Source organism: Winogradskyella psychrotolerans RS-3 (assembly GCF_000427335.1).
GTDB lineage: Bacteria > Bacteroidota > Bacteroidia > Flavobacteriales > Flavobacteriaceae > Winogradskyella > Winogradskyella psychrotolerans.
In genome coordinates, this window is sequence record NZ_ATMR01000128.1 from 66778 (window position 1) to 92237 (window position 25460).

Annotated in this window: 23 protein-coding genes and 1 pseudogene; 17 read left to right on the forward strand and 7 right to left on the reverse strand. The window is 33.4% G+C overall.

The window, feature by feature from the left end:
- Positions 1–108: 108 nt before the first annotated feature.
- Positions 109–2019: a molecular chaperone HtpG gene (gene htpG, locus ADIWIN_RS13555; RefSeq protein WP_020896706.1), complete on the reverse strand. Its 1911-nt coding sequence runs from the start codon at positions 2017–2019 to the stop codon at positions 109–111.
- A gap of 204 nt (positions 2020–2223) precedes the next feature.
- Here htpG and ADIWIN_RS13560 point away from each other — a divergent pair, with 204 nt between their 5' ends.
- The 3 genes from ADIWIN_RS13560 (at position 2224) to ADIWIN_RS13570 (ending at position 4821) form a co-directional block, all read left to right on the forward strand.
- Positions 2224–3234 (forward strand): 3-oxoacyl-ACP synthase III family protein, encoded by a 1011-nt coding sequence (locus tag ADIWIN_RS13560; protein ID WP_020896707.1) that lies wholly within the window; start codon positions 2224–2226, stop codon positions 3232–3234.
- A 93-nt stretch (positions 3235–3327) separates the two neighbouring features.
- Positions 3328–3510: a hypothetical protein gene (locus ADIWIN_RS13565; protein ID WP_020896708.1), complete on the forward strand. Its 183-nt coding sequence runs from the start codon at positions 3328–3330 to the stop codon at positions 3508–3510.
- A 12-nt stretch (positions 3511–3522) separates the two neighbouring features.
- Entirely contained in the window at positions 3523–4821 is a 1299-nt protein-coding gene (locus ADIWIN_RS13570; RefSeq protein ID WP_020896709.1) for an amidohydrolase family protein, read from the forward strand.
- A gap of 295 nt (positions 4822–5116) precedes the next feature.
- Here ADIWIN_RS13570 and ADIWIN_RS13575 read toward each other — a convergent pair whose 3' ends face one another.
- Complete coding sequence (locus ADIWIN_RS13575) at positions 5117–7561, reverse strand: TonB-dependent receptor (RefSeq protein ID WP_040757369.1); 2445 nt, start codon at positions 7559–7561, stop codon at positions 5117–5119.
- Positions 7562–7676: 115 nt separating this feature from the next.
- On the opposite strand from ADIWIN_RS13575, the gene ADIWIN_RS13580 reads away from it, so the two are divergent.
- Positions 7677–8039: a CoA-binding protein gene (locus ADIWIN_RS13580; RefSeq protein ID WP_020896711.1), complete on the forward strand. Its 363-nt coding sequence runs from the start codon at positions 7677–7679 to the stop codon at positions 8037–8039.
- On the opposite strand, the gene ADIWIN_RS13585 is transcribed toward ADIWIN_RS13580, so the two are convergent.
- On the reverse strand, positions 8036–9481 hold the full coding sequence (locus ADIWIN_RS13585) for a sodium:solute symporter (protein WP_020896712.1): 1446 nt from the start codon (positions 9479–9481) through the stop codon (positions 8036–8038). The two genes, ADIWIN_RS13580 and ADIWIN_RS13585, sit on opposite strands and share 4 nt — an antisense overlap.
- 167 nt (positions 9482–9648) lie before the next feature.
- On the opposite strand from ADIWIN_RS13585, the gene recR reads away from it, so the two are divergent.
- The 4 genes from recR (at position 9649) to ADIWIN_RS20585 (ending at position 13091) form a co-directional block, all read left to right on the forward strand.
- Entirely contained in the window at positions 9649–10266 is a 618-nt protein-coding gene (gene recR, locus ADIWIN_RS13590; protein ID WP_020896713.1) for a recombination mediator RecR, read from the forward strand.
- Positions 10267–10365: 99 nt separating this feature from the next.
- Entirely contained in the window at positions 10366–11466 is a 1101-nt protein-coding gene (locus ADIWIN_RS13595) for a glycosyltransferase family 2 protein (protein WP_040757417.1), read from the forward strand.
- Between the two features lie 90 nt (positions 11467–11556).
- A complete protein-coding gene (locus ADIWIN_RS13600) occupies positions 11557–12936 on the forward strand; it encodes a dihydrolipoamide acetyltransferase family protein (RefSeq protein WP_040757372.1) in 1380 nt (459 codons plus the stop codon).
- Entirely contained in the window at positions 12936–13091 is a 156-nt protein-coding gene (locus ADIWIN_RS20585) for a hypothetical protein (RefSeq protein ID WP_020896716.1), read from the forward strand. Before ADIWIN_RS13600 ends, ADIWIN_RS20585 begins: the two co-directional genes overlap by 1 nt.
- Before the next feature lie 112 nt (positions 13092–13203).
- On the opposite strand, the gene ADIWIN_RS13605 is transcribed toward ADIWIN_RS20585, so the two are convergent.
- Positions 13204–15384 (reverse strand): tetratricopeptide repeat-containing hybrid sensor histidine kinase/response regulator, encoded by a 2181-nt coding sequence (locus ADIWIN_RS13605; protein ID WP_040757373.1) that lies wholly within the window; start codon positions 15382–15384, stop codon positions 13204–13206.
- Between the two features lie 342 nt (positions 15385–15726).
- Between ADIWIN_RS13605 and ADIWIN_RS13610 the strand changes: the two genes are divergently transcribed.
- From ADIWIN_RS13610 to ftsY, 8 genes and pseudogenes are all read left to right on the forward strand, one after another.
- The gene (locus ADIWIN_RS13610; protein ID WP_020896718.1) at positions 15727–16503 is read left to right on the forward strand and encodes a 3'-5' exonuclease; all 777 of its coding nucleotides are present in this window, start codon (positions 15727–15729) and stop codon (positions 16501–16503) included.
- Positions 16504–16589: 86 nt separating this feature from the next.
- Complete coding sequence (locus ADIWIN_RS13615) at positions 16590–17201, forward strand: fumarylacetoacetate hydrolase family protein (RefSeq protein WP_020896719.1); 612 nt, start codon at positions 16590–16592, stop codon at positions 17199–17201.
- Positions 17202–17543 carry an Hpt domain-containing protein gene (locus ADIWIN_RS13620; protein ID WP_020896720.1) on the forward strand — a complete coding sequence of 114 codons (342 nt, stop codon included), beginning with the start codon at positions 17202–17204 and terminating at the stop codon, positions 17541–17543.
- Complete coding sequence (locus ADIWIN_RS13625; protein ID WP_020896721.1) at positions 17544–18791, forward strand: competence/damage-inducible protein A; 1248 nt, start codon at positions 17544–17546, stop codon at positions 18789–18791.
- Between the two features lie 162 nt (positions 18792–18953).
- Positions 18954–19190 carry a 50S ribosomal protein L28 gene (rpmB, locus tag ADIWIN_RS13630; protein ID WP_040757375.1) on the forward strand — a complete coding sequence of 79 codons (237 nt, stop codon included), beginning with the start codon at positions 18954–18956 and terminating at the stop codon, positions 19188–19190.
- Positions 19191–19217: 27 nt separating this feature from the next.
- The gene (rpmG, locus tag ADIWIN_RS13635) at positions 19218–19400 is read left to right on the forward strand and encodes a 50S ribosomal protein L33 (protein ID WP_020896723.1); all 183 of its coding nucleotides are present in this window, start codon (positions 19218–19220) and stop codon (positions 19398–19400) included.
- Positions 19401–19406: 6 nt separating this feature from the next.
- A complete protein-coding gene (locus tag ADIWIN_RS20120) occupies positions 19407–19559 on the forward strand; it encodes a DUF4295 domain-containing protein (protein ID WP_020896724.1) in 153 nt (50 codons plus the stop codon).
- 186 nt (positions 19560–19745) lie between these two features.
- Positions 19746–20719, forward strand: a pseudogene (ftsY, locus tag ADIWIN_RS13640) (signal recognition particle-docking protein FtsY).
- A 141-nt stretch (positions 20720–20860) separates the two neighbouring features.
- Here ftsY and ADIWIN_RS13645 read toward each other — a convergent pair.
- A complete protein-coding gene (locus ADIWIN_RS13645; protein ID WP_020896727.1) occupies positions 20861–21937 on the reverse strand; it encodes a serine hydrolase domain-containing protein in 1077 nt (358 codons plus the stop codon).
- A gap of 109 nt (positions 21938–22046) precedes the next feature.
- On the opposite strand from ADIWIN_RS13645, the gene rimO reads away from it, so the two are divergent.
- A complete protein-coding gene (gene rimO / locus ADIWIN_RS13650; RefSeq protein WP_020896728.1) occupies positions 22047–23348 on the forward strand; it encodes a 30S ribosomal protein S12 methylthiotransferase RimO in 1302 nt (433 codons plus the stop codon).
- Between the two features lie 149 nt (positions 23349–23497).
- Here rimO and ADIWIN_RS13655 read toward each other — a convergent pair whose 3' ends face one another.
- Together ADIWIN_RS13655 and ADIWIN_RS13660 are read right to left on the reverse strand one after the other, a co-directional pair.
- Complete coding sequence (locus tag ADIWIN_RS13655) at positions 23498–24340, reverse strand: aldo/keto reductase (protein WP_020896729.1); 843 nt, start codon at positions 24338–24340, stop codon at positions 23498–23500.
- 113 nt (positions 24341–24453) lie between these two features.
- Positions 24454–25455, reverse strand: coding sequence for an alpha/beta fold hydrolase (locus ADIWIN_RS13660; protein WP_040757419.1), 1002 nt, complete (start codon positions 25453–25455; stop codon positions 24454–24456).
- Between the last annotated feature and the right edge of the window lie 5 nt (positions 25456–25460).

The following is a 25460-nucleotide window of genomic DNA, read 5'->3' on the forward strand; positions in this document are numbered from 1 at the left end:
AAAAGCGAAGCGGTCTTTAATCTATTTAATCATATAGCTACGCTGATTATTTTTGAAAGCACGTTTTTGTTATCCATATTTAAAAAAAAATATGAGACAAAAATCTACTTACTTTAATAATTCATAACTACGCTTAATAAAGTTCGTTAACTCTTCTCCTTTTAAAAGGCCTTGAGATAAACGTGCTAAATCTAAACTTTGCGTAATTAAACGTTCTTGTTTCTTTTTGGTTTTAGTTTCTAAAATTTCACTAACCAAAGGAGAGTTGGTGTTTACGATAAGATTGTACATCTCTGGCATATTACCAAACATCTGCATTCCGCCGCCACCAGTCTGTTGCATCTCTTTCATACGACGCATAAATTCTGGTTGCGTAATAATAAATGGAGATGAATCGCTATCCATAGCTTCCAACTGTACAGCGAACTTTTCAGAAGGTATTACTTCTTTTAAGATGGTATCTAATTCTGTTTGTTGCTCTTCTGATAATTTAGAAATTGCAGTTTCGTCTTTCTTGATTAAATTATCAATATGATCACCATCAACTCTAGCAAAAGAAACATTTTCTTTAGTAGATTCTAACTTCTGAATTAAATGCGGTACAATAGGAGAATCTAAAATTAACACTTCATAACCTTTAGCCTTTGCAGCTTCAATATAACTGTGTTGTTGGTCTTTATTTGAAGCGTAAAGAATAACTAACTTACCATCTTTATCCGTTTGAGTTGCTTTTGTTTTGTTGAAAAGCTCTTCATACGTATAAAATTTACCATCAACTGTTGGGTATAAGGCAAAAGCATCAGCTTTTTCGAAGAATTTCTCTTCAGATAACATTCCGTATTCGATTACGATTTTAATATCATCCCATTTTGCTTCAAAATCTTCACGATTCGCGTTGAATAATGCTTTCAATTTATCTGCTACTTTACGAGTGATGTAAGATGAAATTTTCTTCACAGCTCCATCCGCTTGTAAATACGAACGTGATACGTTTAATGGAATATCTGGAGAGTCAATAACACCACGTAACATCGTTAAGAATTCAGGAACAATTCCTTCAACATTATCCGTTACATAAACTTGGTTTTGGTATAATTGAATCTTATCCTTTTGCATGTTCATATCGTTCGTCATCTTAGGGAAATACAAGATTCCTGTTAAGTTGAACGGATAATCTACATTAAGGTGAATGTTGAATAAAGGCTCTTCAAATTGCATTGGATACAATTCTCTGTAGAAGCTTTTATAATCTTCATCTTCTAATTCCGTTGGTTGTTTTGTCCAAGCCGGATTAGGATTATTGATGATGTTATCAACCGTAATTTGTTTGTGTGGCTCAGTTGTTTCTTTACCTTCAGCATCTGTAGTCGTTGCAGGAGTAAATTCTGGATCGTTTACTTCTTGAGTTCCAAATTTAATTGGAATAGGCATAAACTTATTGTACTTATTAAGTAGTTCACTAATTCTATTGTCTTCTAAAAACTCAGTAGAATCCTCTGCAATGTGAAGAATAATTTCTGTTCCTCTGTCTGCTTTATCAGAAGGCTCTAATGTAAATTCTGGAGACCCATCACAAGTCCAATGTGCCGCATCAGCACCAGTATGCGATTTTGTAATAATTTCAACTTTTTCTGCCACCATAAACGCAGAGTAGAACCCAAGACCAAAATGTCCAATAATTCCTGAATCTTTTGCAGAATCTTTGTATTTATCTAAGAATTCTTCAGCACCAGAAAATGCCACTTGGTTAATGTATTTTTCAACCTCTTCGGCTGTCATCCCTAAACCTTGGTCAATGATGTGAAGTTTTTTTCCTTCTTTATCAATCTTTACTTCGATAATAGGATTTCCATAGTCAGATTTAGATTCACCTATACTAGTAAGGTGTTTTAATTTTAGTGTGGCATCTGTACCATTACTAATAAGTTCACGTAAAAAGATTTCGTGATCGCTGTATAAGAACTTTTTAATTAACGGAAAGATATTCTCTACCGATACATTAATACTTCCTTTTGTCATGATATATAGTTTTTTGTATAATTAATTTGAATGATTAGGTATAGTCAAATAAAATACCAAGACTTAAAATGTGACAAAGTGACATAAATACTATGCGTGCATAACGAATGTAAATTCTAATAAAAATAAATTGTATCTTATATCTTAAATTGCTGAACTAAATAATAAGTTTTCCGATGTTTCGGAAACGAAAATAAATTTTCGATGTACAATTCAAAAATAATAGGCTTAGGTAAATATGTGCCAGACAATGTTGTAACCAATGATGATTTATCTAAACTCATGGATACAAATGACGAATGGATACAAGAACGCACAGGTATAAAAGAGCGTCGTTGGGTAGAAAAGGGTAGTGGAGACACTACGGCAACCATGGGAGTGAAAGCTGCTAAAATTGCTATTGAACGCGCAGGTATTGATAAAGATGACATCGACTTTATTATTTTTGCAACCTTGAGTCCTGATATGTATTTTCCTGGTCCGGGTGTGCAAGTACAGTATGCTTTAGATATAAAAACGGTTGGAGCTCTTGATGTGCGTAATCAATGTTCTGGTTTTGTATATGCCATGTCTGTAGCCGATAATTTTATTAAAACAGGAATGTATAAAAACATCCTTGTTATAGGTAGTGAATTGCATTCTTTTGGTTTAGATAAAACAACAAGAGGTCGTGGAGTCTCTGTTATTTTTGGTGATGGAGCAGGAGCTGCCATTTTAACAAGAGAAGAGGATAATTCAAAAGGAATTTTATCAACACATTTACATTCGCAAGGAGAACATGCAGAAGAATTAGTATTAATAGCACCAGGAATGGGGAAACGTTGGGTTAGTGATATTCTAGAAGATAACGATCCTAATGACGAAAGTTATTTTCCGCACATGAATGGTCCGTTTGTATTTAAAAATGCTGTAGTTCGTTTTAGCGAAGTGATTATGGAGGGCTTAATGAAGAATAATCTAGAAGTTGATGATATTGATATGTTAATTCCACATCAAGCGAATTTACGTATTTCACAATTTATACAGCGCAAGTTTAAGTTGAGTGACGACCAAGTGTTTAATAATATACAGAAATACGGAAATACAACTGCAGCCTCTATCCCCATTGCATTAACTGAAGCTTGGGAAGAAGGTAAAATAAAAGAAGGAGATACCGTTGTATTAGCTGCTTTTGGTAGTGGATTTACTTGGGGAAGTGTGATTATGAAGTGGTAAACAAATCCCTTTGAAAAAAGGGATCTCATACAGTTTAGATCAATATTATTGATTAAAAAACATCATGTTTTATAAGATCGAATAGTATTAATTATGAAGAACAGTTTAGGATTTTTCGGATTTATTGCAATCATTTTTTTGACCTTCGGAATTACCTATTTAGATTTTGATAATTTGAATTTTGGATATAATTATAAGGCTTATGCCATGTTAATTATTGGAATTTTATTATTTGGTTTTGTGCTTTATGGATTTAAAAAGAGCAGCAAAAAATAAAACATAGGCTTTATGAACAAACTATTCTCTTTATTATTTTTAATTCTTTGTTCATATTCAAGTTTATTCGCGCAGCAAAAAGATACTTACATCAAAGCAGGTTTTTTATACGACAGCGAAAATAATGTCCTCTTAAAAGATAAAGTCATTCATGTTAAGGAAAACAAAATCGTATCGATTGGTGCTTTTAATACCATTCCAGATGATGCTGAAATTATTGATTTAACTGAATACACTGTCCTTCCAGGTTTAATTGATGCGCATACACATGTCCTTTTTTCTCAAGATGCAACCGAAGACTTTTCAGAACATAGCATCCATTCGCTCACTATGGAAAGTGATGCCATTAGAGCGCTCAGAGGATCAAAAAGAGCCAAGTCGTATTTAGATGTTGGAATTACAAGTGTAAAAGACTTAGGTAATTCAGGACTTTTTCTAGATGTAGCGTTGCGTGATGCGATTAATGAAGGGACTATTGATGGCCCACGTATTTTTGTATCAGGACCAATTATGGCCGCTACAGGTGGTCAAGTTTATGGTGTATCTCCAAAACATCAAAATCTTATAGATTTAGAATACCGTATTATAAATGGAGTAGAAGATGCTCAAATTGCGGTTAGAGAACACGTAAATCAAAAGGTAGATGTTATTAAGATTTGTGCAGATAATATCCCGAATAATACACACCTATCCATTGCTGAAATGAAAGCGATTGTAGAAACTGCAAAAACGTATAATCTTTCTGTTGTAGCGCATTCAATTACAAACCAATCCGCATGGAATGCCATACAAGCAGGTGTAGATGGCATTGAGCATGGATTTAAATTAGCAGATTCTACATTAACCTTAATGGCTAATAAAAAGGTGTTTTTGGTACCTACCGAAAATAGTAAAGCGTATATGAAAACGTATAGCGAACTTGCAGGTTATAACGATGGTGATTTAGGTTGGATAGATAATTATTTAGCTAGGATGAAAAATAGACTTGATAGGGCTATTCAAAAAGGCGTGACAATTGTAGCAGGTTCGGATAACTATACTAATATTGGTGGAACGCGTGGCGAATCGTCAAGAGATATGTTTCGTACTTATTTTGAAGCAGGAATGAAGCCTTTAGATATTCTACAATCGGCAACTTATAGTTCTGCACTAAATTTAAATAAGCAAAATGAAATAGGAGTTCTTAAGTCTGGTGCAAAAGCAGATATTATTGCGGTCAAAGGACATATAACTACCGATTTTATAAATACAATAGAACAGGTTGTATTTGTAATGAAAGATGGAAAGGTCTACGTGAGCAAACACAATTAAACAATTTACATATTTTACTTAATTCATAAAACTAAAAAAAGCCCAAACAAAAATCTGTCTGGGCTTTTCAGCTATTAACCAACTTAACTAACACTATTATAAAAATTAATTTATAATTACTATTACTTAAAACTTATACTACACTAGACGTAAAAAGTCCTATAATATTTCACAGGTTTTGACTTTTAACGTGTATTTAACAAAAACCCGAAACTTGCGTTTCGGGTTTTCTTTATTTAATAGTTAAGAATTAACACTAACTATAAACATTCTTTTTAACTATTAAATAATGGGTTTAGAACATGCCTCCACCTTCTTTAACGTCGTTATCACGCTGCTTACGAGATTTTGCTCTGTATTTTCCTCCACCAAAACGATAAGATAAACGTGCTGATATTTGTTGGCTTTCCCAATTAAATCGTCCGGTTTGTGCATACGGTCTTTCACTCGTGAATTCGGCATACATCGTGTTGAAAATATCATTGTAACTTAAGCTGAAATTAGCTCTCTTTTCCAGAAAACTATAATTAAGGCCTAAATTAACCATGAGCATATCGCTCATTTCAAATTGAATATTTTTATTTTTCCCTCTATACATTCCGAAAATAGAAAAACTCAAACTTTCATCGACTTTAAAGCTATTGAAAGCTCTTGCACTCCAAGCTATGTTATCTACTTCAATAGTGTTTAAGATGATATTCAAATCCGTATCAAACGATTCAGCAATACTTTTTTGAGATTGTGAGTACAAATCAAAACTAGCATTAACACTCCACCATTTTGTAGGACGGTAATTTGATGATAATTCTACACCATAGGATGTGGTGTTGTCAAAATTCAAATTCGTTAAAATTAAACGATTGATATCTGCTCGGTCTATTAAAACGGCTTGTTGTATTTCGTCTTCAATAATTCTGTAAAAAACACCACCGGTAATGCTTCCTTTTTCAAGCTGTCTGGTGTAATTCATTTCAATAGAATTCGTAAACTGAGGTCTTAATTCTTGATTTCCAAATTGTGAAATTAATGGGGTGTTCCATTCTGGTAATGGATTTACTTGTCCAATACCAGGACGATCTATTCTTCTGCTATAACTTAATTGATACGAGTTTTTATCTGTAGGAGAATAGGTGAAAAATGCTGATGGATATAATTCAAAATAATTGTTTTCAAAAGGAATTATAAGTTCGTCGTTAGAGGCTAAATCTTTTTTGAAAGCTTCAGAATCTACATTTACGGTTTCTGCTCTTAATCCAATTTGGTAGCTCCATTTTTCTAATTTAGCACCATAAGTTGCATAAGCAGAATAAATATCTCTAGTATAATCAAAACGTGTGGTTGTTGGAATATAGTCACCGTCTTGGTTGGTTTCTCGTGCATCAGACTCGTAAAAAAGATTAGTGTCAAATAAACGTGCTTGCAATCCTAATTCTAATTTAGTGGTTTCCGATAATGGATTGACATAATCTAAATTTAAAGTGGTATTTGTTCTATCTGTGTCTGTATCTTCTAAAAAGTTAGGACGTTGAGAGCTGTAAAAGATATTATTTACTTCGTTATTTCCCTCAAAAGTATTGTAATCTGCTTCAAGTTCTATACTATGGCCTTCCTCATTAAAATCGTGCTTATAATTAACATTGTATTGTTGCGAATCATTATCACTACCTCCGTTTGTGAATTGCGATTCATTTAATGCCGGATTAGACAGGTAATTGATATTAGAATCTGCAGTATTCCAGTTATCAAAAATATTTTGATTGGTGAAAACCGAAATAGTATTCTTATCATTTAAGTAATAGTCGACTCCAACTTTAAATAAATGGGATTTGTTGTTGTTTAAAATGTCAAAGTTTTGTTCAATCCCTTGCTCAGTCCTGTTAAACGCTCCATTATTCGCGTTTTTAGCAATACTATTACTATAAGAACCATAAACATTTAATTTTCCATTTCTATAATTCGCATCAATAGAGCTATTAAATTTTGCTTCAATATCGTGCGATAAACCAAAATTAATATTACCATTAAAACCAATTTGTGTGTTTTTATGAAGTATAATATTAATAATCCCACTCATACCTTCAGGATTGTATTTTGCAGAAGGGTTAGTGATCAATTCAATACTTTTAATTGATGTTGAAGGAATCTGTTTTAGTAATTGATCGGCAGGGATGTTAGATAACTTTCCATCAACCATAACGCGTACATTTTGGTTACCACGAAGGCTTACAGAACCGGTCTGTTGATCGACGCTTACAGAAGGTAAGTTGTTCATAATCTCACTTGCCGTTGCGCCAGCAGTTTGTAAATCTTTACCTATGGTAATTACTTTTCTGTCCACACGCTGTTGTATTGTAGACACATCTGCAACTATAGTGACTTCATCTAAACCGGTAGATTCTTCTTCAAGTTTAATGTCGCCAAGGTTGGGTTTGTAGTTGCCTTTGCCAATTGTTATGTTTTTATCAATCGTTTTAAAACCTACAAATTGAATAGAAACAATAACTTTTCCTTCAGGAATATTTTGAATTTCGAAAGTGCCGTCGTCACTAGTTATACCTCCAGTAATGATTTTATTCGCCATGTCTTTAATGACGATATTTACATAAGGTAAGGGTTCGTTGAGTTCTGCATCAATAACACGTCCTGAGACAGAACCATCTTTAATGTCAGAATTGGAGTTGGGTTGTGCACTTATAATGGTTGATGAGATCATTATAAGCATTAGTAAGAAATGCTTCATTTTTGATTGAAATTTTGGTTAATTTTTTTGATTGATTTAACAGTTTGTTTAACAGTAGACGATTATATTTAGGTTGTGTTACTCTAAAAAGTTTACTTAACATTATTTTAACATTATGAAAAAAACAACATTAGTTATTGGAGCATCTTTAAAACCAGAGCGCTATTCCAATATTGCCATAAAACGATTAAGACGTTATAATCATGAGGTGAAAGCCTTTGGATTAAAAACAGGAAAAGTTGAAGATGTATCTATTGATACTGAATTAATGCCTTACAAAGGAATAGATACAGTGACATTGTATCTTAATCCGCAACGTCAAAAACCCTACTATGATTACATAATTGGGCTAAAACCTAAACGTATTATCTTTAATCCAGGAACAGAAAACCCAGAATTTTATAATGTTTTAGAACAGCATAATATTGATTATGAAGTGGCTTGTACCTTAGTATTATTAAGTACCGGACAATATTAAGGCTTCTTTTTTATAAGAAGTAATCCTAGGAACATTAATAGACCATTGTAGATTAATATTTCGAATCCGATTTCGTGACCATTAAATAATTCTTTAGAATATAAGTTCAAGATATATGAAAGGATTGGAGCCGCAATGGCAATAATCCACACTAATTTATCTTTAATTTGAAATTTGGTAATTAAGCCAAAAGCAAACAATCCTAGTAACGGTCCATAGGTATAACCTGCTGCTTTAAAGAGTTTCCAAATTACAGAAACATCTGTAAAAATGATATCGAATAATAAGATGACTAGAACGAGTACAGCACTAAAGCCAATATGAACACGTTTTCTTAAACCTCGTCGTTTAGCTTCAGGTTTGTTTTCAATATCTAAAATATCGAAACAAAATGAAGTGGTTAGTGATGTTAAAGCAGAATCTGCACTAGAATAAGCAGCAGCAATTAAACCGAGTAAAAAGAATGCTGAGGTTACGATTCCTATTTCAGGAAGCATTGCAATTGTAGGGAAAAGATCATCTTTAGACGCTGTAATTCCATTTTTAGCGGCATATTGTGTTAACATCAAGCCAAGGACTAAGAAAAGGATGTTTACAAAAATGAGAACTACACTAAAGGTCACCATGTTCTTCTGAGCGTCTTTCAAATTACGACAGGTTAAGTTTTTTTGCATCATATCTTGGTCTAAACCCGTCATGGTGATGGTGATAAAAATTCCAGATAAAAAGCTCTTCCAAAAATATTGAGAATCATTACCATCTTCAAAGAAGAATACCTTGCTGAGATTACTTTCTTTGGTATAGGTGATAACCTCTCCAATACTATTCAAGTCTAATGCAGATGCCAAAAACACAATCGTTACAACAACAGAAACTAACATAAATAACGTCTGAAGCGTGTCTGTGAAAATAATAGTTTTTATACCTCCTCTAAAGGTGTAAAGCCAAATTAAGGCAATGGTGATAATTACGGTTATTGCGAATGGAATATCAAACAGATCAAAAACTAAAAGTTGTAAAACTTTAGCAACTAAAAATAAGCGAAACGAAGCTCCAACAGTTCTAGAAATAAGAAAGGCAACAGAGCCAGTTTTATAACTGACAATACCAAAACGGTCTTTTAAATAGGTATAAATAGAGGTGAGGTTGAGTTTGTAATAGAGTGGTAATAGCACAAAAGCAATGATCAAATACCCAAAAAAGTAACCAAAAACAACCTGCAGGTATCCAAATTGCTTAGCTTCAATAGCACCAGGGACGGAGATAAAAGTCACTCCAGACAATGATGCTCCAATCATTCCAAAAGCCACCAAATACCATGGAGCAGATTTGTTAGCCTTAAAAAAAGCGGCATTAGAATCTTCTTTTCCTGTGAAATAAGAGATTAAAATAAGCAATCCAAAGTAACATACAATTAAAAGGAGGATTGATGTTGGCGACATGATAGTAAAGTTTTAGTATAATTTATGAAAGTAGTGTATTTCAAAAAATAAGACTGCCTTTAAACAGAATTAATTATTAAAAATTATATGATAATTGGTAATTTACTTAAAAATAGACTTTTAAAACAACTCCTTTTTTATGTCCAAAAATCTTTACCTTCGCGCCTATGGAATTTTCATCAAAACTCTTAGAAAACGCAGTTAACGAAATGTCGCAATTACCAGGTATTGGTAAGCGTACGGCTTTACGTTTAGTGTTGCATATGCTACGACAACCTGAAAATCAAACCTTTCAACTAGCAAATGCGTTAACGAAGGTGAGAGCAGAAATTAATTTTTGTAAATCGTGTCATAATATTAGTGATAATGTGTTGTGCGAAATATGTTCAAACCCAAAACGTAATAGTGAGTTAATCTGTGTTGTTGAAGATATCAGAGATGTTATGGCTGTAGAAAACACAAGTTCTTTTAAAGGTTTGTATCATGTTTTGGGTGGAAAAATATCTCCTATGGATGGTATTGGACCTCAGGATTTGAATATTACAACTTTAGTCGAAAAAGTAAAAACAGGTGAAGTAAAAGAATTAATTTTCGCTATGAGTCCAACGATGGAAGGAGATACGACTAATTTTTATATCTTTAGGCAAATTCAAGATTATAGTGTTGCCACATCAACTATTGCAAGAGGTGTTGCCGCTGGAAACGAATTAGAATATACAGACGAAATCACCTTGGGTCGCAGTATTATTGATCGTGTGCCTTTTGAAGCATCTCTAAAATCATAACCTTATTTTGAAACATCCAAACTCAAAATATTATTTAATTCAACTCATTTTATTTTGGATGTTCCATGTGTCCTTAAAAAAAACAATGAATATTACCAAATGAAACTTTCTGTCATCATATTAAACTATAATGTACGCTACTTTTTAGAATTATGTCTAAGAAGTGTGGAAGCTGCCATTGCTGATATTGATGCCGAGATTATAGTGATAGATAACAATTCTCCTGATGATAGTTGTGACATGGTGAAGGAATTGTTTCCTTCAGTAAAATTGATTGAAAATAAGGATAATTCAGGATTTTCTAAAGGTAATAATATAGGAGTTGCGCAAGCAAAAGGAGAGTATTTGTGTATTCTAAATCCAGACACGGTTGTCGCAGAAGACACCTTCTCTAAACTTTTAAATTTTACAGAATTAAAGGATAATCTCGGAATTGTAGGCTGTCAACTTATTGATGGAAAAGGGAAATTTCTACCAGAAAGTAAACGTAATATACCAACGCCAAAAGTGTCCTTAAGAAAAGTATTAGGTAATACTAATGATTATTACGCTAATCATGTCAGCATCGAAGAAACAGCTAAAGTAGATATTTTAGTCGGAGCCTTTATGTGGTTAAAAAAAGACGTGTACGAAGCTGTTGGTGGTTTTGATGAAGCTTATTTCATGTACGGAGAAGATATCGATTTATCCTATAAAGTGATTAAGGCAGGATATGATAATTTCTATTTCGGTGAAACGACTGTAGTTCACTTTAAAGGAGAAAGTACCTTAAAAGATTCGAAGTATGCAAAACGGTTTTACGGAGCCATGCAAATATTCTACAAAAAGCATTTTAAACAGAATCTATTATTTAATGCTGTGGTTTGGGTAGGTATTAAAATGGCGCATATTTTGCGAAAGAATCCGGTTGATGTAGAAATAAAGTCGAATCAGTCCTATTTATATTCAGTTGATTTTGATCCAGTTTTGGTAGAACAATTACCAAAACCAACCCAAATAGAAAATACAATACAAGATATTATTAAGAATAACAGTTTAATCGTTTACGATTTTAAAATTCTGATTGCGAGCATTGTAATTGCAGATATGAAACAAAAATCGAAGCAAGAAAATATTGGTTTTAGATTTCTTTTAAAAAATAGTAAATTTATCCTCGGAAGTGATAGCGCTATTAATAGAGGGGAAGTACTTCACTTTTAGAATGTATTTGTTGAATAAAAATCAATAAAACATGTATTTTTTTAGTAATTTTGCACGCGATTAGCAAATAACGACCTACAAATTATAGATATGGCAAAGTTTGAACTTAAGTTACCTAAAATGGGAGAGAGTGTTGCAGAAGCAACCATAACCTCATGGCTTAAAGATGTTGGAGATACTATTGAAGCAGATGAAGCAGTTTTAGAGATTGCTACAGATAAAGTAGACAGTGAAGTGCCTAGTGAAGTAGATGGCGTTTTAGTTGAAAAACTATTTAACGTTGATGATGTTGTACAAGTTGGGCAAACTATAGCAGTAATAGAAACTGAAGGTGGTGAAACCGTAGAAGTTAAAGCTACTGCTGCAGAACCTGAACCTACTGCCAAACCAGTAGCCCCAAAAGTAGTTGCAGAGGTTGCACAAACTGTTGTAGCTGCAAAAGCTTCTGTAGAACCTGTTGTCTCTACTGAAGATCGATTTTATTCCCCACTAGTAAAAAATATAGCAAAACAAGAGGGTATTTCTCAAGCTGAATTAGACGCTATTTTGGGTACAGGGAAAGATGAACGCGTTACTAAAAACGATATTAAAGCGTATTTAGAATCTCGTAGTTCTGTGCCAACTCCTGTTTCGGCAACGAAATCTGAAGACACAAAGACGCTAGACGTTGAGCGTAGTAAAAACTCAATAGAAGCTCCTAAGAAAGATATCGCTCCGGCTCAAGAAAAACCAAAAACAGATAAGCCTGTTGCGGTTCCAGGAGGTGATGAGGTTATTGAAATGACTAGAATGGGGAAACTCATTTCAAAATATATGGTAGATTCAGTACAGACGTCTGCACACGTGCAATCGTTTATAGAAGCTGATGTTACTAATATTTGGAACTGGAGAAAGAAGGTTAAAGATGGCTTTATGAAGCGTGAAGGTGAAAACCTAACCTTTACTCCAATCTTTATGGAGGCAATCACTAAAGCTTTAAAAGATTTCCCGATGATGAATATTTCTGTTCAAGGAGATAAAATCATTAAAAAGAAAGCTATTAATGTTGGTATGGCAGCAGCCTTACCAGATGGTAATCTAATTGTACCTGTCATTAAAAATGCTGATCAGTTAAATTTATTTGGCATGGTAAAACGTGTAAACGATTTAGCGAATAGAGCACGTTTAGGGCAATTGAGTCCAGATGATATACAAGGTGGAACGTATACCGTAACTAATGTTGGTACGTTTGGTAGCATCATGGGAACACCAATTATCAATCAACCACAAGTGGGTATTTTAGCTTTAGGTGCCATTAGAAAAACACCTGCAGTTATAGAAGGTCCAGAAGGAGATTATATTGGTATCCGTTTTAAAATGTACTTATCACATTCATACGATCACAGAGTGGTTAATGGAGCGCTTGGAGGTCAGTTTGTAAAAGCTGTTAAAGATTATTTAGAAGGTTGGGATATTGACAGAGAGATATAATGAATCTTAAAAAACTAATTGATGATAAAACAAAAGCAACACTTATTGAGGTTGGCGAAGTTATATTGTATTGGATAGGAGGTATTATTCTCATAACCATAGGTTCTGTAATTATTTACTACCTAGTATCACTAGTTTTGTTGTTTGCAACCTAAAAGATATCACATTATAATAAATAAAAAAGCACAGTTTTAAAACTGTGCTTTTTTTGTTTTTTACAAGCAACTCTTTAAAGCGCTCAGAACACCTGTTTTCTTATGCTGTCACTTATAAAGGTTTAATAATAAGATTTGTAGCAAGTGTCTTTATAAATTCATTGACTTTATAGGGTTTTACAATGGAATCATCAAATTGTGCACTTTTAAAACGGTCATCTTGTTCGTCTTGTGTTACAGCAGTTAATGCAATAACAATGACGGGTTTTTGAAGTTCTCGGATTTTTTTAGTGGCTTCTATACCGTCTAATACAGGCATGTGAACATCCATCAATACTAAGTCGTAATCTGTTAGCATAATTTTATCAATACCTTCCTGACCATTAGTAGCAACTTCTACTAAAATATCATGACTTTCCAATGTCTTTTTAGTCACCATAAGATTAATTCTGTTGTCGTCTACAACTAATATCTTTTTTCCGCGAAGCATAGCAATTGAAACAGTGTCTTGAATTTCTTTATTTGTATGCTCCTTTGTTGCAGTTCCAAATGTTATTTCGAAAAAGAAATTTGAACCTTCGTTAACAATACTTTCTAGTTGTATGTTAGACTTCATGTCTATGAGTAACTTTTGAACAATGGTAAGTCCTAAACCAGAACCTTGAAAATCACCTTCGTGTTTAAGTTGTCCAAATTCCTCAAAGATTTTTTGCTGATCAGCTATAGGAATTCCTTGTCCATTGTCTTTAACTTCAAACTTAAGCTTTAGGTTATTTTCTTTGATGTCTAATAAACTAACCACGAGTTCTACTTTTCCGTTGGTTGTAAATTTTAATGCATTACCCAATAAATTGATGAGGACTTGAGACATTTTGGTTTGATCTCCATTGATCCATTTAGGAATATTAGGGTTTAGAGTTATAACTAAATCATTATTAGTTTGCCTGGTTAAGTATTCTAATGATTCTTTAATATTATTTAAAAAATCTTTAAGATGAAAAGCTTTTGATTCAAATTTGATTTTTTCATCAGAATCCATCTTATTTAAGGTCAGTACATCGTTTACAAGATTTAGTAAATAATCTGCTGAAAACTTTAGGGATTGCAATTCTGTTTTATGAGATTTAAGATTACTGTCGTTATAAAGAACAGTACTTAAGCCGATGATTCCATATAAAGGTGTGCGTAGCTCGTGACTCATTGTCGATAAAAATCGAGATTTAGCCTCTGCTAATTTTTCAGACTCTAGTTTGGCGTCTAAATATTCTTGATTTTTTTTCTTTAATTCAGAGTTTAATCTTCTTCTGTTTTTAATCACTTTAAGAAGGTAAAGTAAGAGGCTTAAAAGTATAAAAGAGACTATAGCACTAAAGATTAATAATTTACTCTGAGTCTCTGACTTTTCGACTATTAATTCATTTCTAAGCGCTTCGTTTTTTAGTTCTTCCTGTATTTTAGCATTTTTAAGAGAGGTGATAAGGTTGTTAGCCGATTTTTTAATTTCTAATTTGCTTTGCTCTAAAAAAAGGCTGTCTTTTAATTTACCTATATCATAGGCTTTTTTGTAATTACCTTTAAAGGCAAGGCATTCAATATAACCGTTATAAGCTTTCTTTAATACATCAAGGTTATTCGTTTCTTTTGATAAAAGAATAGCCTGTTGGTATAGGTCTATAGCTAAATTATAATCGTTAACTCTATAAGCATAATCGGCTTTGTATAACTTAAGACCAGCGCGTCCTATCTTAAAGTCTTTTGGTATATGAATCTCTGCGGTATCGAGGTATGGCTTCGCTTCTTTATGATCATTATAATGATCAAAATATATTTGAGCTATGTTATGATTTAGGAAGAAAAGAGCAAGATCATTATTTTCCTCTTTTGCCAATGGTATTCCTTCCTTAAAATAATGTATCGCTTTGTCTGGTTCTCCAAAGGCATAATATATATTGCCTATATCTATATGAGAACCTACTAATAAAGTGTTGTTTTTTAGTTTTTTAGCTAATTGAATATTTTTTCGAGCATACTCAAGTGATTTTAGAGAGTCATTTAAGTTGAGGTAAGAATTTGCTAAGAAACTACGAATTTTACTAATCTCATTATTTAGCTTATTGTCCTTTGCAACTTTAAGTATGTCATTTGCTTTAAGAATAACAGAACTGTAATCCTCCTTATAGTAATCAGCGATCATCAGTTGTTTAACTGAGTCTAAGTAAATTTTGGTTTCAGAATCTTCAGGGTTTATAGAACCGTTGAGCGAGCTTTCTTTTTTTGTGCATGAAGGCCACATACTTGAAAAGTGATAATTAGGGCAAATAAGAATGTTCGCATATTCATTGATAAAGAATAGTAATAGCTGTCAAAGTACTTATTTTTTGTATAAAACCTATCATTTTAATCTCTAATATTATGGAGGTCACAGCGCTGGTTAATGTAAAATAAGCTTTAAAACGGGTTGCAAGTTAGGTTTTAGAGTGGCAACCATAGTTTTTATAAATTATGATATTAATATTTAGCTTTCAATAGTTTACTAAAACTATAGGCTTAGTTTCTTAATCCCATTACAGCTTTTTCATCCCAATCAAGGCTATTCTAGTTATTCTAATTATCTTTGATTCTCAAAACAAAAACAATGCAGCTTAATCTAACAAAACCTATCTGTTTTTTCGATTTAGAAACCACAGGTATAAATATTTCAAAAGATAGAATCGTAGAAATTTCAATTCTTAAAGTCCATCCAGATGGTAAGGAAGAATCTAAAACGTGGGTTGTAAATCCTGAAATGCCAATTCCTGCAGAAGTAACTGCTATACATGGTATTTCGGATGCTGATGTCGCTGACAAACCAACGTTTAAAGAATTATCTAAGGAAATCTATAATCTAATTAAGGATTCGGATTTAGGAGGCTTTAATTCTAACCGTTTCGATATTCCGTTGTTGGCAGAAGAAATGCTAAGAGCAGAAGTAGATTTTGATATGAAGAATACGCAATCCGTAGATGTACAAACCATATTTCATAAAATGGAACAACGTACATTAGTCGCAGCTTACAAATTTTACTGCGATAAGGATTTAAGTAATGCACACAGTGCAGAAGCAGATACAAAAGCTACTTACGAAGTTTTAAAAGCGCAATTAGACCGTTACGAAGATTTAGAAAACGATACCAAGTTTTTAGCAGAGTTCAGTTCACGTAAAAAATTCGCAGATTTCGCAGGTTTCTTAATCTTTAATAAAGAAGATGAAGAGTGTTTTTCATTTGGAAAGCATAAAGGGAAACGTGTTTTGGAAGTTTTAGATAAAGAACCTGGCTACTTTGGTTGGTTGCTAAATGCTGATTTTCCGTTATATACGAAGAAGGTTTTGACTGCTATTAAGCTTCGTCAATTTAATAATAAGTTAAGCTAATTGTCATTCCTGCGAAGGCAGGAATCCATAATATAAAATAAAGGTCAAATTAATAAGATTCCTGCCTTCGCAGGAATTACAGAAATATGAAACTAATCTGCATAGGTCGTAACTACACCGACCACATTAAAGAACTCAAAAACGAAAAGCCTGCAGATCCTGTTGTGTTTTTAAAACCAGACACATCTATTTTACTGAAGAAACAACCCTTTTTTATTCCAGATTTTTCGGATGATGTACATCATGAGGTTGAAGTTTTAGTGAAAATAAATAAAGTTGGGAAGCATATCGATAAGAAATTTGCACATAAATATTATGATGAAATCGGACTCGGAATAGACTTTACAGCGCGCGATCTTCAAGCGCAATTAAAAGCAAAAGGCTTACCATGGGAAAAAGCCAAAGCCTTTGATGGTGCTGCGGTTATTGGTAAATGGCTGCCGAAATCTAAATTTCAAAATATAAACAATATCAATTTTAGTTTAAAGAAGAATGAAGAGGTTGTTCAGTCTGGAAACACAGAACTGATGCTTTGGAAAATTGATGAACTTATAGAATATGTGTCAAAATATTTCACTTTAAAAATTGGAGACATTATATTTACGGGCACACCAGCAGGAGTTGGAAAAGTTTTTGCAGAAGATCAATTAAAAGGATATCTTGAGGACGTGGAAATGTTTTCAATTAAAATTAAATAAATGTCACAACATTATCAATTACATCGTGTACGAGAAATGGCTGAGGGCGACGAAGATTTCGTTGCAGCTTTAGCGGCCGCTTTTATAGAAGAAGTGCCAGAAGATGCTGAACGTTTAAGAACAGCAGTACCAGCAAAAGATTATAAAGAAGTTTATCAAGCCGCTCATAAAATGAAACCTACTATAGATTTGTTTGAGCTTGGTGTTCTAGACAGGCTGATCGAAGTACAAGATTGGGGAAAGTTGGAGCAATCGGACAAAAATGTAGATCAACAACTTATAGAGGTTTTAACCGCAGTAGATAATGCTGTTAATGAGATTAAAGCCAATTTCGGACTCTAAATGCAAGCAGAAATTATTACTATTGGCGATGAGATTCTCATTGGTCAGATTGTAGATACAAATTCGGCATTTTTAGGCAAGGAGTTGAATAAATTTGGTATTTCAGTATATCAGATTACATCAATTCAAGATGATAAGATGCATATTCTTAAAGCTTTAAAAGAAGCTGAAGGAAATGCAGATATCATTATTATAACGGGTGGTTTAGGACCAACGAAAGACGATATTACCAAACACACTATTTGCGAATATTTTAATGACACCTTAATAGAAGATAAGGCTGTTCTGACTAATGTAGAACAGATTTTTTCAAAATACAGTGCAGCACCGCTTTTAGAAGTTAATAAACAACAAGCTTTAGTACCCTCTAAAGCCACAGTTCTTATGAATCACAATGGTACAGCACCAGGTATGTGGTTAGAGAAAAACGGAAAAGTGTTTGTGTCGCTGCCTGGAGTGCCATTTGAGATGAAGGCTTTAATTACAGAGCAGGTCATTCCGAAGTTAATAGGGAAATTTAAGTTTCCATATATAATGCACAAAACCCTTTTAACCTATGGTCTTGGAGAAAGTGCATTGGCGGAGCGAATTGCAACATGGGAAGATCATTTACCTGATTTTATAAAATTAGCGTATTTGCCAAGTTTAGGTCGTGTACGCATACGGTTATCTGCAAAGGCTTTTGATAAAGTGATGGTTGATTCAGAATTACACAACCAAATTAATTTACTGTTACCGCAAATTAAAGATGTTTTCATCGGTTACGAAGAAGATGAGTCTATCGAAGCGGTAATTGGTAAACAATTAACAGAACTAAAAAGTACTTTAGCTGTGGCCGAAAGCTGTACAGGAGGGAGGATTGCAAAATCATTTACGGAAAATGCAGGAGCGTCTGCTTATTTTAAAGGAGGTGTTGTTACGTATGCTTCAGAATCTAAAGTGAGAATTTTAGATGTTTCAGAAGACGATATAAAAAAATATTCTGTGGTGAGTAAGCAAGTTGCTGAGACCATGGCTAAGAATGTAAGATTATTATTTGATAGCGATTATGCTATAAGTACCACTGGTAATGCAGGACCGTTGAAAGGAGATTCAGACGCAGAAGTAGGAACTGTTTGGATTGCTATTGCTTCAAAAGATGAAGTTTACTCTGATGTTTTTAACTTCGGAAATCTACGTGAGAAGGTAATTGTAAGAGCTTCAAATAAGGCTTTTGAAATGCTTCAGAAATTTTTTTTGAAAAAGTAGAGTTTTATGTTTGCTGAAACCTAAAGTTTTACTAAATTTGCACCCTGTTTAAAATATCCATGTTCGGATTTTAGATTCTTATTGAGATTAATTTGAAGGAATTCCTTTAAATACAATAAGAGTTAGCAGAATAATAAATTATAGACCTAAAGAAAGAAAACAATGTCAAGAGTTTGTGAACTTACTGGGAAGAAAGCGATGGTTGGGAACAATGTTTCTCACGCAATGAATAAAACGAAACGCAAGTTTGATGCAAACTTGATCAAAAAACGTTTTTATATTCCTGAAGAAGATAAGTGGGTAACATTAAAAGTTTCTACATCAGCATTAAAGACTATCAATAAAATTGGTATCGAAGCGATGTTAAAAGAAGCTAAAGCAAAAGGATTTTACAAATAATAGCGTTTACGCTTAAGTCAATTTACAATGGCAAAAAGAGGAAATAGAATACAAGTTATCTTAGAGTGCACAGAGCACAAAACTTCTGGTCAACCAGGAACTTCAAGATATATTACAACGAAAAATAAGAAGAACACGCCAGATCGTATGGAGATTAAGAAATTTAATCCTATCCTTAAGCGTATGACTGTTCATAAAGAGATAAAATAAGATACCATGGCAAAGAAATCAGTAGCGTCTTTACAGACAGGAGCAAAACGTTTGACAAAAGCTATAAAAATGGTGAAATCACCAAAAACTGGAGCATACATGTTCGTAGAATCAGTAATGGCACCAGAATTTGTCAATGACTTTTTAAACAAAAAATAATCTTTATTTATATATAGATTAACGGAACTGCTTTCATTTGAAAGCAGTTTTTTTATGTTTATATTTGAAAAACATCTGACATCTTAACAGTAAATTGTTATAGGCAAGGTTGTTGCAATGTAATAATTGTAAATAATACTGTCACACTGAGCTTATCTAAGTGCGATTAATAACCTAACTACAAAAATGAGTTTTTTTAAAAAAATATTCTCTTCCGAAAAGAAAGAAACTTTAGATAAAGGCTTAGAAAAATCTAAATCTTCTTTCTTCAATAAATTAAATAAAGCGGTTGCCGGTAAATCTAAAGTCGATGATGACGTTTTAGATAATCTTGAAGAAATCTTAGTCACTAGTGATGTTGGTGTAAATACCACATTAAAAGTCATTACGCGTATTGAAGAACGCGTGGCAAAAGATAAATATTTAGGCACTTCAGAGTTGAATAAAATTCTACGAGAAGAAATCGCAGCATTACTATCTGAAACTAAGTCAGGTGAAGAAACAGAATATACCATTCCAGAATTACCAAAACAAGCAGATGGTTCTAAAACACCTTATGTACTTATGGTAGTTGGAGTGAATGGCGTAGGGAAAACAACTACTATTGGTAAATTAGCTTATCAGTTTAAGAAAAAGGTTTAAACGTTGTTCTTGGAGCAGCAGATACGTTTAGAGCCGCAGCTATAGATCAATTACAAGTGTGGGCAGATCGTGTAGATGTGCCAATGATACGACAAGAAATGGGATCTGATCCTGCTTCTGTAGCGTTCGATGCCTTACAGTCAGGTGTCAATCAAAACGCAGATGTTATTATTATTGACACAGCAGGTCGTTTACATAATAAAGTGAACTTAATGAATGAGTTGACTAAAGTAAAACGTGTAATGCAAAAAGTTGTTGGTGATGCGCCTCACGATGTGTTATTAGTTTTAGATGGTTCTACAGGTCAGAATGCTTTTGAACAAGCCAAACAATTTACAGCAGCTACCGAAGTAACATCGTTAGCAGTAACCAAATTAGACGGTACAGCAAAAGGTGGCGTTGTTATCGGAATTAGTGATCAATTTCAAATTCCTGTAAAATATATTGGAGTAGGAGAAGGTATCGAAGATTTACAAGTATTTAATAAATATGAGTTTGTCGATTCTTTTTTTAAATAAAAAAACACAAACAGAGTAAGTTAAATCTATTTGATTATTCAGTTTTCGTAGTAACAGATTTAAGAAATAACATAATTTTAAAGCCGATTGCAATAAGCACACTATTGTATTCGGCTTTTTCTGTTTATTAAATGTCTTTTCTTAATAGATAAGCGCATTAATTTTAACCCAAAGCTCATTATCAAAATTAGATAGGGCAAAATTATCATCATATGCAGATTGCCCCATTCTAACGATGACAAGCTTTTTACTAGGAACTACATAGATCTTTTGATCATTTTTACCTAAAGCAGCATACATATCACTTGGTGCATTTGGAATAAGTTGACCTGGAAATTCAAACTGACTTTGTGGTAAATGGTAAGATGATTTACCATTTAACCACCATAAATAACCATACGCTAAATTAATATCTTGCGATGTATTTGTGGCTTGAGCGAAGTAGCTTTCATTTAAAATTTGCTGGTCTTCCCATTTGCCATTCGCGTAGCTTAATAAACCAAATCGTGCCATACTTCTCGTCGTACTTGCATAAACACTTAGGTTACCAATATCAATCCAATTCCCTGTCATTCCTATTTTGTCTCTAAGATTGGTGTTAAAATAATTGTTCCAGGTTGTATGGCTTGCCTCTGCAACAACATCTTGTAGTTTTACATATACATTGTGATAAGCCCAACGACTCCCAGCATCTGCCATATATTGTAAATTACTAGGAGACACATCGTCACCTAAAGTATCATCCAAACCAGAAGTCATGGATAATAAATGTTCGCAAGTGATTAGGTTTTCTTTTTCCAAAGGAGCACTCGTCCAGCCAGTTCCTAAATAGTCCGAGACTTTATTATCTATATTAATAAGTTCATGTTCTTGTGCAATTCCGGCAAGTGCTGTTGTTAATGTTTTTCCGGCACTCGCCCAATACCATAGTGTAGAATTGTCATGAGCATTAAAATAATGTTCTTCTACAATTTTACCATTATGAAGAATTATAAAACTTTTGGAGTGCTTCTCTTCCAAGAAATCTAATAAGGGTTGAAGCTCACTTTCATTCCAATTTAATTCTGAAATGGCTGTAGTTTCCCAATTATCTGAATTTATAGGAGGAAAATAAACGGCTTCAGGTTCTGGTTCATTTGGTGTGGAATCATCTTCCGATGAACACGAAAAACAAAATAATAGACCTAATACTAAAATGCAGAAATGGTTTGGTTTCATAATTTGGTTTTAAATAGGACTTTAGAAATAGGAAAAAGTTTAATCTCACGACTCAGAAATCAATTATAGTAAATCATTCCGTATCTTTGCAAACTGATTTACAAAAAGCATGAGAACTAAGAGCACAAAAAAGAATAGAATCAACGTCATTACACTAGGTTGTAGTAAAAATGTTTACGATAGCGAAGTGTTAATGGGACAACTTAAAGCAAGCGGAAAGGACGTCGTCCATGAGCAAGAAGGAAATGTTGTAGTTATTAATACCTGTGGTTTTATTAATAATGCTAAGGAGGAAAGTGTGAACACCATTTTGGAGTACATGCAAAAAAAGGAAGATGGAGAAGTTGATAAAGTCTTTGTAACAGGCTGTTTAAGTGAACGTTACAAGCCAGACTTAGAAAAAGAAATTCCAAATGTAGATCAGTATTTCGGAACTACCGAGTTACCTGGCTTATTAAAAGCATTAGGTGCAGATTATAAGCATGAATTGATTGGGGAACGTTTAACAACAACTCCAAAGAATTATGCCTATCTTAAAATTGCTGAAGGTTGTGACCGACCTTGTAGTTTTTGTGCGATTCCCCTAATGAGAGGAAAGCATAAAAGTACGCCTATTGAAAACTTAGTGATTGAAGCAGAAAAGTTAGCAGCAAATGGTGTTAAAGAACTGATTCTTATTGCTCAAGATTTAACCTATTACGGTTTAGATATTTATAAAAAACGAAACCTAGCTGAGTTATTAGAAAACCTCGTAAAGGTTGAAGGTATCGAGTGGATTCGCTTGCATTATGCATTTCCAACAGGTTTCCCGATGGATGTTTTAGACATTATGAAGCGCGAACCTAAAATTTGTAACTATTTAGATATTCCGTTACAACATATTTCTGATGATTTATTAAAATCTATGCGCCGCGGAACGACCAAAGAAAAGACGACTAAATTGATTCACGACTTCAGAGCTATTGTTCCTGAAATGACGATTAGAACAACACTTATTGTTGGATATCCTGGTGAAACAGAAGCACATTTTCAAGAACTTAAACAATGGGTTTCAGAAATGCGTTTTGAACGTTTAGGCTGTTTTACATATTCTCATGAAGAAAATACACACGCTTATAATTTAGAAGATGATGTTCCTGAAGAGGTAAAAATGGAGCGCGTTAACGAGATTATGGAAATGCAATCTCAAATCTCTTGGGAATTGAATCAAGCCAAAATAGGACAAGAATTTAGAGTGGTTATTGACCGTAAAGAAGGGAATTATTTTGTAGGACGTACAGAATTTGATTCGCCAGATGTTGATAATGAAGTGCGCATTGATGCTACTAAAACGTATTTAAAGACAGGTGAGTTTGCAACAATTAAAGTTACAGAAGCTGAAGACTTTGATCTTTATGGTGAAGTGATTTAATCATAACTATTTTTATGCACTACTATAATAGTGTTCTAAGTTTTTTACGATGGTACAAGTTCTTGTGATGTAGCTTGTACCATCATTTGTAAAATGCAAGCGCTGTTTCTATCAGCGTTTTCGCTTTTAAAAAGGCTTGTAGTTAGAATTTAGATTCTGTCTGGCCAAAACTGTGGATGTTCTCCACTAAATCCAAATTCAGGTAGCCCATTTATTGATTCCATCTCTTTATTAGATAATTCAAAGTCATCTAAATTTATATTCTCTTCAATACGCGTTTTGGTGGTTGATTTCGGAATTACAATCACATCGTGCTGAATAATCCAACGAAGGCAAACTTTAGCAACTGTAGTGTTGTGTGCTTTTGCAATGTCTTCTAAGACTTCATTTTCAAAAACCTTTCCTCTTGCTAAAGGGGACCACGATTCAACAACAATATGTTGTTTTTTGCAATAATTAACTAAATCTTCTTGCCAGTAACCTGGATGAAACTCTATTTGATTAACGGCTGGTTTTACCTTAGCAGTTTTAGATAAAGCTTCAAGATGTTCTTCAAAAAAATTACTGACACCTATAGATTTTATTTTTCCTTCAGCTTGAAGTTCTTCCATAGCTCTCCAAGCCTCGGCATTGGCTTTTTCCCAATTCTCATAATTCTTAGCATTTGCTGGCCAATGAATAAGATACAAGTCTATATAATCTAAGCCCAGTTTCTTCAAAGATTTTTCAAATTCTTCTTTAGCCATGTCATAACCCAAGTTGTCTCGCCATAATTTGGTTGTCACAAAAATTTCCTCTCTAGGAACTCCACTCGCTTTAATGCCTTTTCCTACGGCTTCTTCATTGTTATAAGCGGCAGCGGTGTCTATTAATCTATAACCGTTTAAGAGGGCATGTTTAACAGATTCAATTCCTTCTTGCTCTTTAGCTTTAAAGGTTCCAAAACCGATAATCGGAATGGTATGACCATCATTTAGAATTAAATTTTTCATACTTCAATATATTATTAATTGTAGAGGTTTTCTTTAAGAGGAAGACTGTCATAATAGAATTTTGATAGTTATTATTCTTCCGAGACAATTTCCTTATTCAATTTAAAAAATCATTATTGTTTTAAAAAATCAATTAATGGTTTTATAAAACTTTCAAACTTTTCTATGTGAGGCAAATGTCCAACGTTTTCTATTTCAACTAATGTGGCATTAGGGATTTTCTTTTGAGTTGCTTTGCCTAATTCATCATATAATCCCATGGTCTTTTTTACGTCCTCTGAAACAAGTCCTTTGCCCAAGGCTGTTCGATCTCTGGTTCCAATAATTAAAAGTGTTGGTGCCGTAATATTTTTAAATTCGTAAACAACAGGTTGTGTAAAAATCATGTCATAGGTTAATGCCGCATTCCAAGCTATGGTTTTATAATCTGAATTTAATGTCCAGCCAGCTAATAAGTTGACCCACTGATCATATTCAGGTTTCCATTGGTTGTCGTAATAATTTTCTAGTTGGTATTTTTTAATGCCTTCAGAAGACTTTTTGAGTTCGTTTTTATACCACCATTCTACAGGTTGATACGGCACTTTTAATTTCCAATCTTCTAATCCAATGGGATTTTCTAAAACAAATTTTTCAACAGTTTCTGGATACATTAAAGCAAAGCGCGTAGCGAGCATACCTCCCATAGAATGTCCTAAAATCGCTGTTTTTTCAATATTTAAAGTATCTAATAAAGTTTTGGTGTTTTGTGCTAATTGCTGAAACGTATAATGAAAATGATCTGGTTTAGAGGATTTTCCAAATCCAATTTGATCGGGTACAATAACTCGGAACCCTTCTTTAGTTAACGCTTGAATCGTCGTTTTCCAATAGGCACCATTAAAATTCTTGCCGTGAAATAACACGATGTTTTTACCATTATAATTATCAGGCTTTTCATCCATATAAGCCATCGTTAAATCTTGCGCTTGTATGGTCAATTCTAAATTAGAAACGGGATATGGATAGTTATAATTTGCTAATTCAATATCTAACCATTGTAAACTGTCTGTTTGTGCCTTTGCAATTTGAAAGACGAATAAAAGTGTCAATCCTATTATTAAATTCTTTTTCATAATGT

What these genes read in the sequence shown, in the direction of transcription:
- htpG (WP_020896706.1), bottom strand. Translation starts at nt 2,019, where the DNA reads ATGACAAAAGGAAGTATTAATGTATCGGTAGAGAATATCTTTCCGTTA.
- ADIWIN_RS13560 (WP_020896707.1), top strand. Translation starts at nt 2,224, where the DNA reads ATGTACAATTCAAAAATAATAGGCTTAGGTAAATATGTGCCAGACAAT.
- ADIWIN_RS13565 (WP_020896708.1), top strand. Translation starts at nt 3,328, where the DNA reads ATGAAGAACAGTTTAGGATTTTTCGGATTTATTGCAATCATTTTTTTG.
- ADIWIN_RS13570 (WP_020896709.1), top strand. Translation starts at nt 3,523, where the DNA reads ATGAACAAACTATTCTCTTTATTATTTTTAATTCTTTGTTCATATTCA.
- ADIWIN_RS13575 (WP_040757369.1), bottom strand. Translation starts at nt 7,561, where the DNA reads ATGAAGCATTTCTTACTAATGCTTATAATGATCTCATCAACCATTATA.
- ADIWIN_RS13580 (WP_020896711.1), top strand. Translation starts at nt 7,677, where the DNA reads ATGAAAAAAACAACATTAGTTATTGGAGCATCTTTAAAACCAGAGCGC.
- ADIWIN_RS13585 (WP_020896712.1), bottom strand. Translation starts at nt 9,481, where the DNA reads ATGTCGCCAACATCAATCCTCCTTTTAATTGTATGTTACTTTGGATTG.
- recR (WP_020896713.1), top strand. Translation starts at nt 9,649, where the DNA reads ATGGAATTTTCATCAAAACTCTTAGAAAACGCAGTTAACGAAATGTCG.
- ADIWIN_RS13595 (WP_040757417.1), top strand. Translation starts at nt 10,366, where the DNA reads ATGAAACTTTCTGTCATCATATTAAACTATAATGTACGCTACTTTTTA.
- ADIWIN_RS13600 (WP_040757372.1), top strand. Translation starts at nt 11,557, where the DNA reads ATGGCAAAGTTTGAACTTAAGTTACCTAAAATGGGAGAGAGTGTTGCA.
- ADIWIN_RS20585 (WP_020896716.1), top strand. Translation starts at nt 12,936, where the DNA reads ATGAATCTTAAAAAACTAATTGATGATAAAACAAAAGCAACACTTATT.
- ADIWIN_RS13605 (WP_040757373.1), bottom strand. Translation starts at nt 15,384, where the DNA reads ATGTGGCCTTCATGCACAAAAAAAGAAAGCTCGCTCAACGGTTCTATA.
- ADIWIN_RS13610 (WP_020896718.1), top strand. Translation starts at nt 15,727, where the DNA reads ATGCAGCTTAATCTAACAAAACCTATCTGTTTTTTCGATTTAGAAACC.
- ADIWIN_RS13615 (WP_020896719.1), top strand. Translation starts at nt 16,590, where the DNA reads ATGAAACTAATCTGCATAGGTCGTAACTACACCGACCACATTAAAGAA.
- ADIWIN_RS13620 (WP_020896720.1), top strand. Translation starts at nt 17,202, where the DNA reads ATGTCACAACATTATCAATTACATCGTGTACGAGAAATGGCTGAGGGC.
- ADIWIN_RS13625 (WP_020896721.1), top strand. Translation starts at nt 17,544, where the DNA reads ATGCAAGCAGAAATTATTACTATTGGCGATGAGATTCTCATTGGTCAG.
- rpmB (WP_040757375.1), top strand. Translation starts at nt 18,954, where the DNA reads ATGTCAAGAGTTTGTGAACTTACTGGGAAGAAAGCGATGGTTGGGAAC.
- rpmG (WP_020896723.1), top strand. Translation starts at nt 19,218, where the DNA reads ATGGCAAAAAGAGGAAATAGAATACAAGTTATCTTAGAGTGCACAGAG.
- ADIWIN_RS20120 (WP_020896724.1), top strand. Translation starts at nt 19,407, where the DNA reads ATGGCAAAGAAATCAGTAGCGTCTTTACAGACAGGAGCAAAACGTTTG.
- ADIWIN_RS13645 (WP_020896727.1), bottom strand. Translation starts at nt 21,937, where the DNA reads ATGAAACCAAACCATTTCTGCATTTTAGTATTAGGTCTATTATTTTGT.
- rimO (WP_020896728.1), top strand. Translation starts at nt 22,047, where the DNA reads ATGAGAACTAAGAGCACAAAAAAGAATAGAATCAACGTCATTACACTA.
- ADIWIN_RS13655 (WP_020896729.1), bottom strand. Translation starts at nt 24,340, where the DNA reads ATGAAAAATTTAATTCTAAATGATGGTCATACCATTCCGATTATCGGT.
- ADIWIN_RS13660 (WP_040757419.1), bottom strand. Translation starts at nt 25,455, where the DNA reads ATGAAAAAGAATTTAATAATAGGATTGACACTTTTATTCGTCTTTCAA.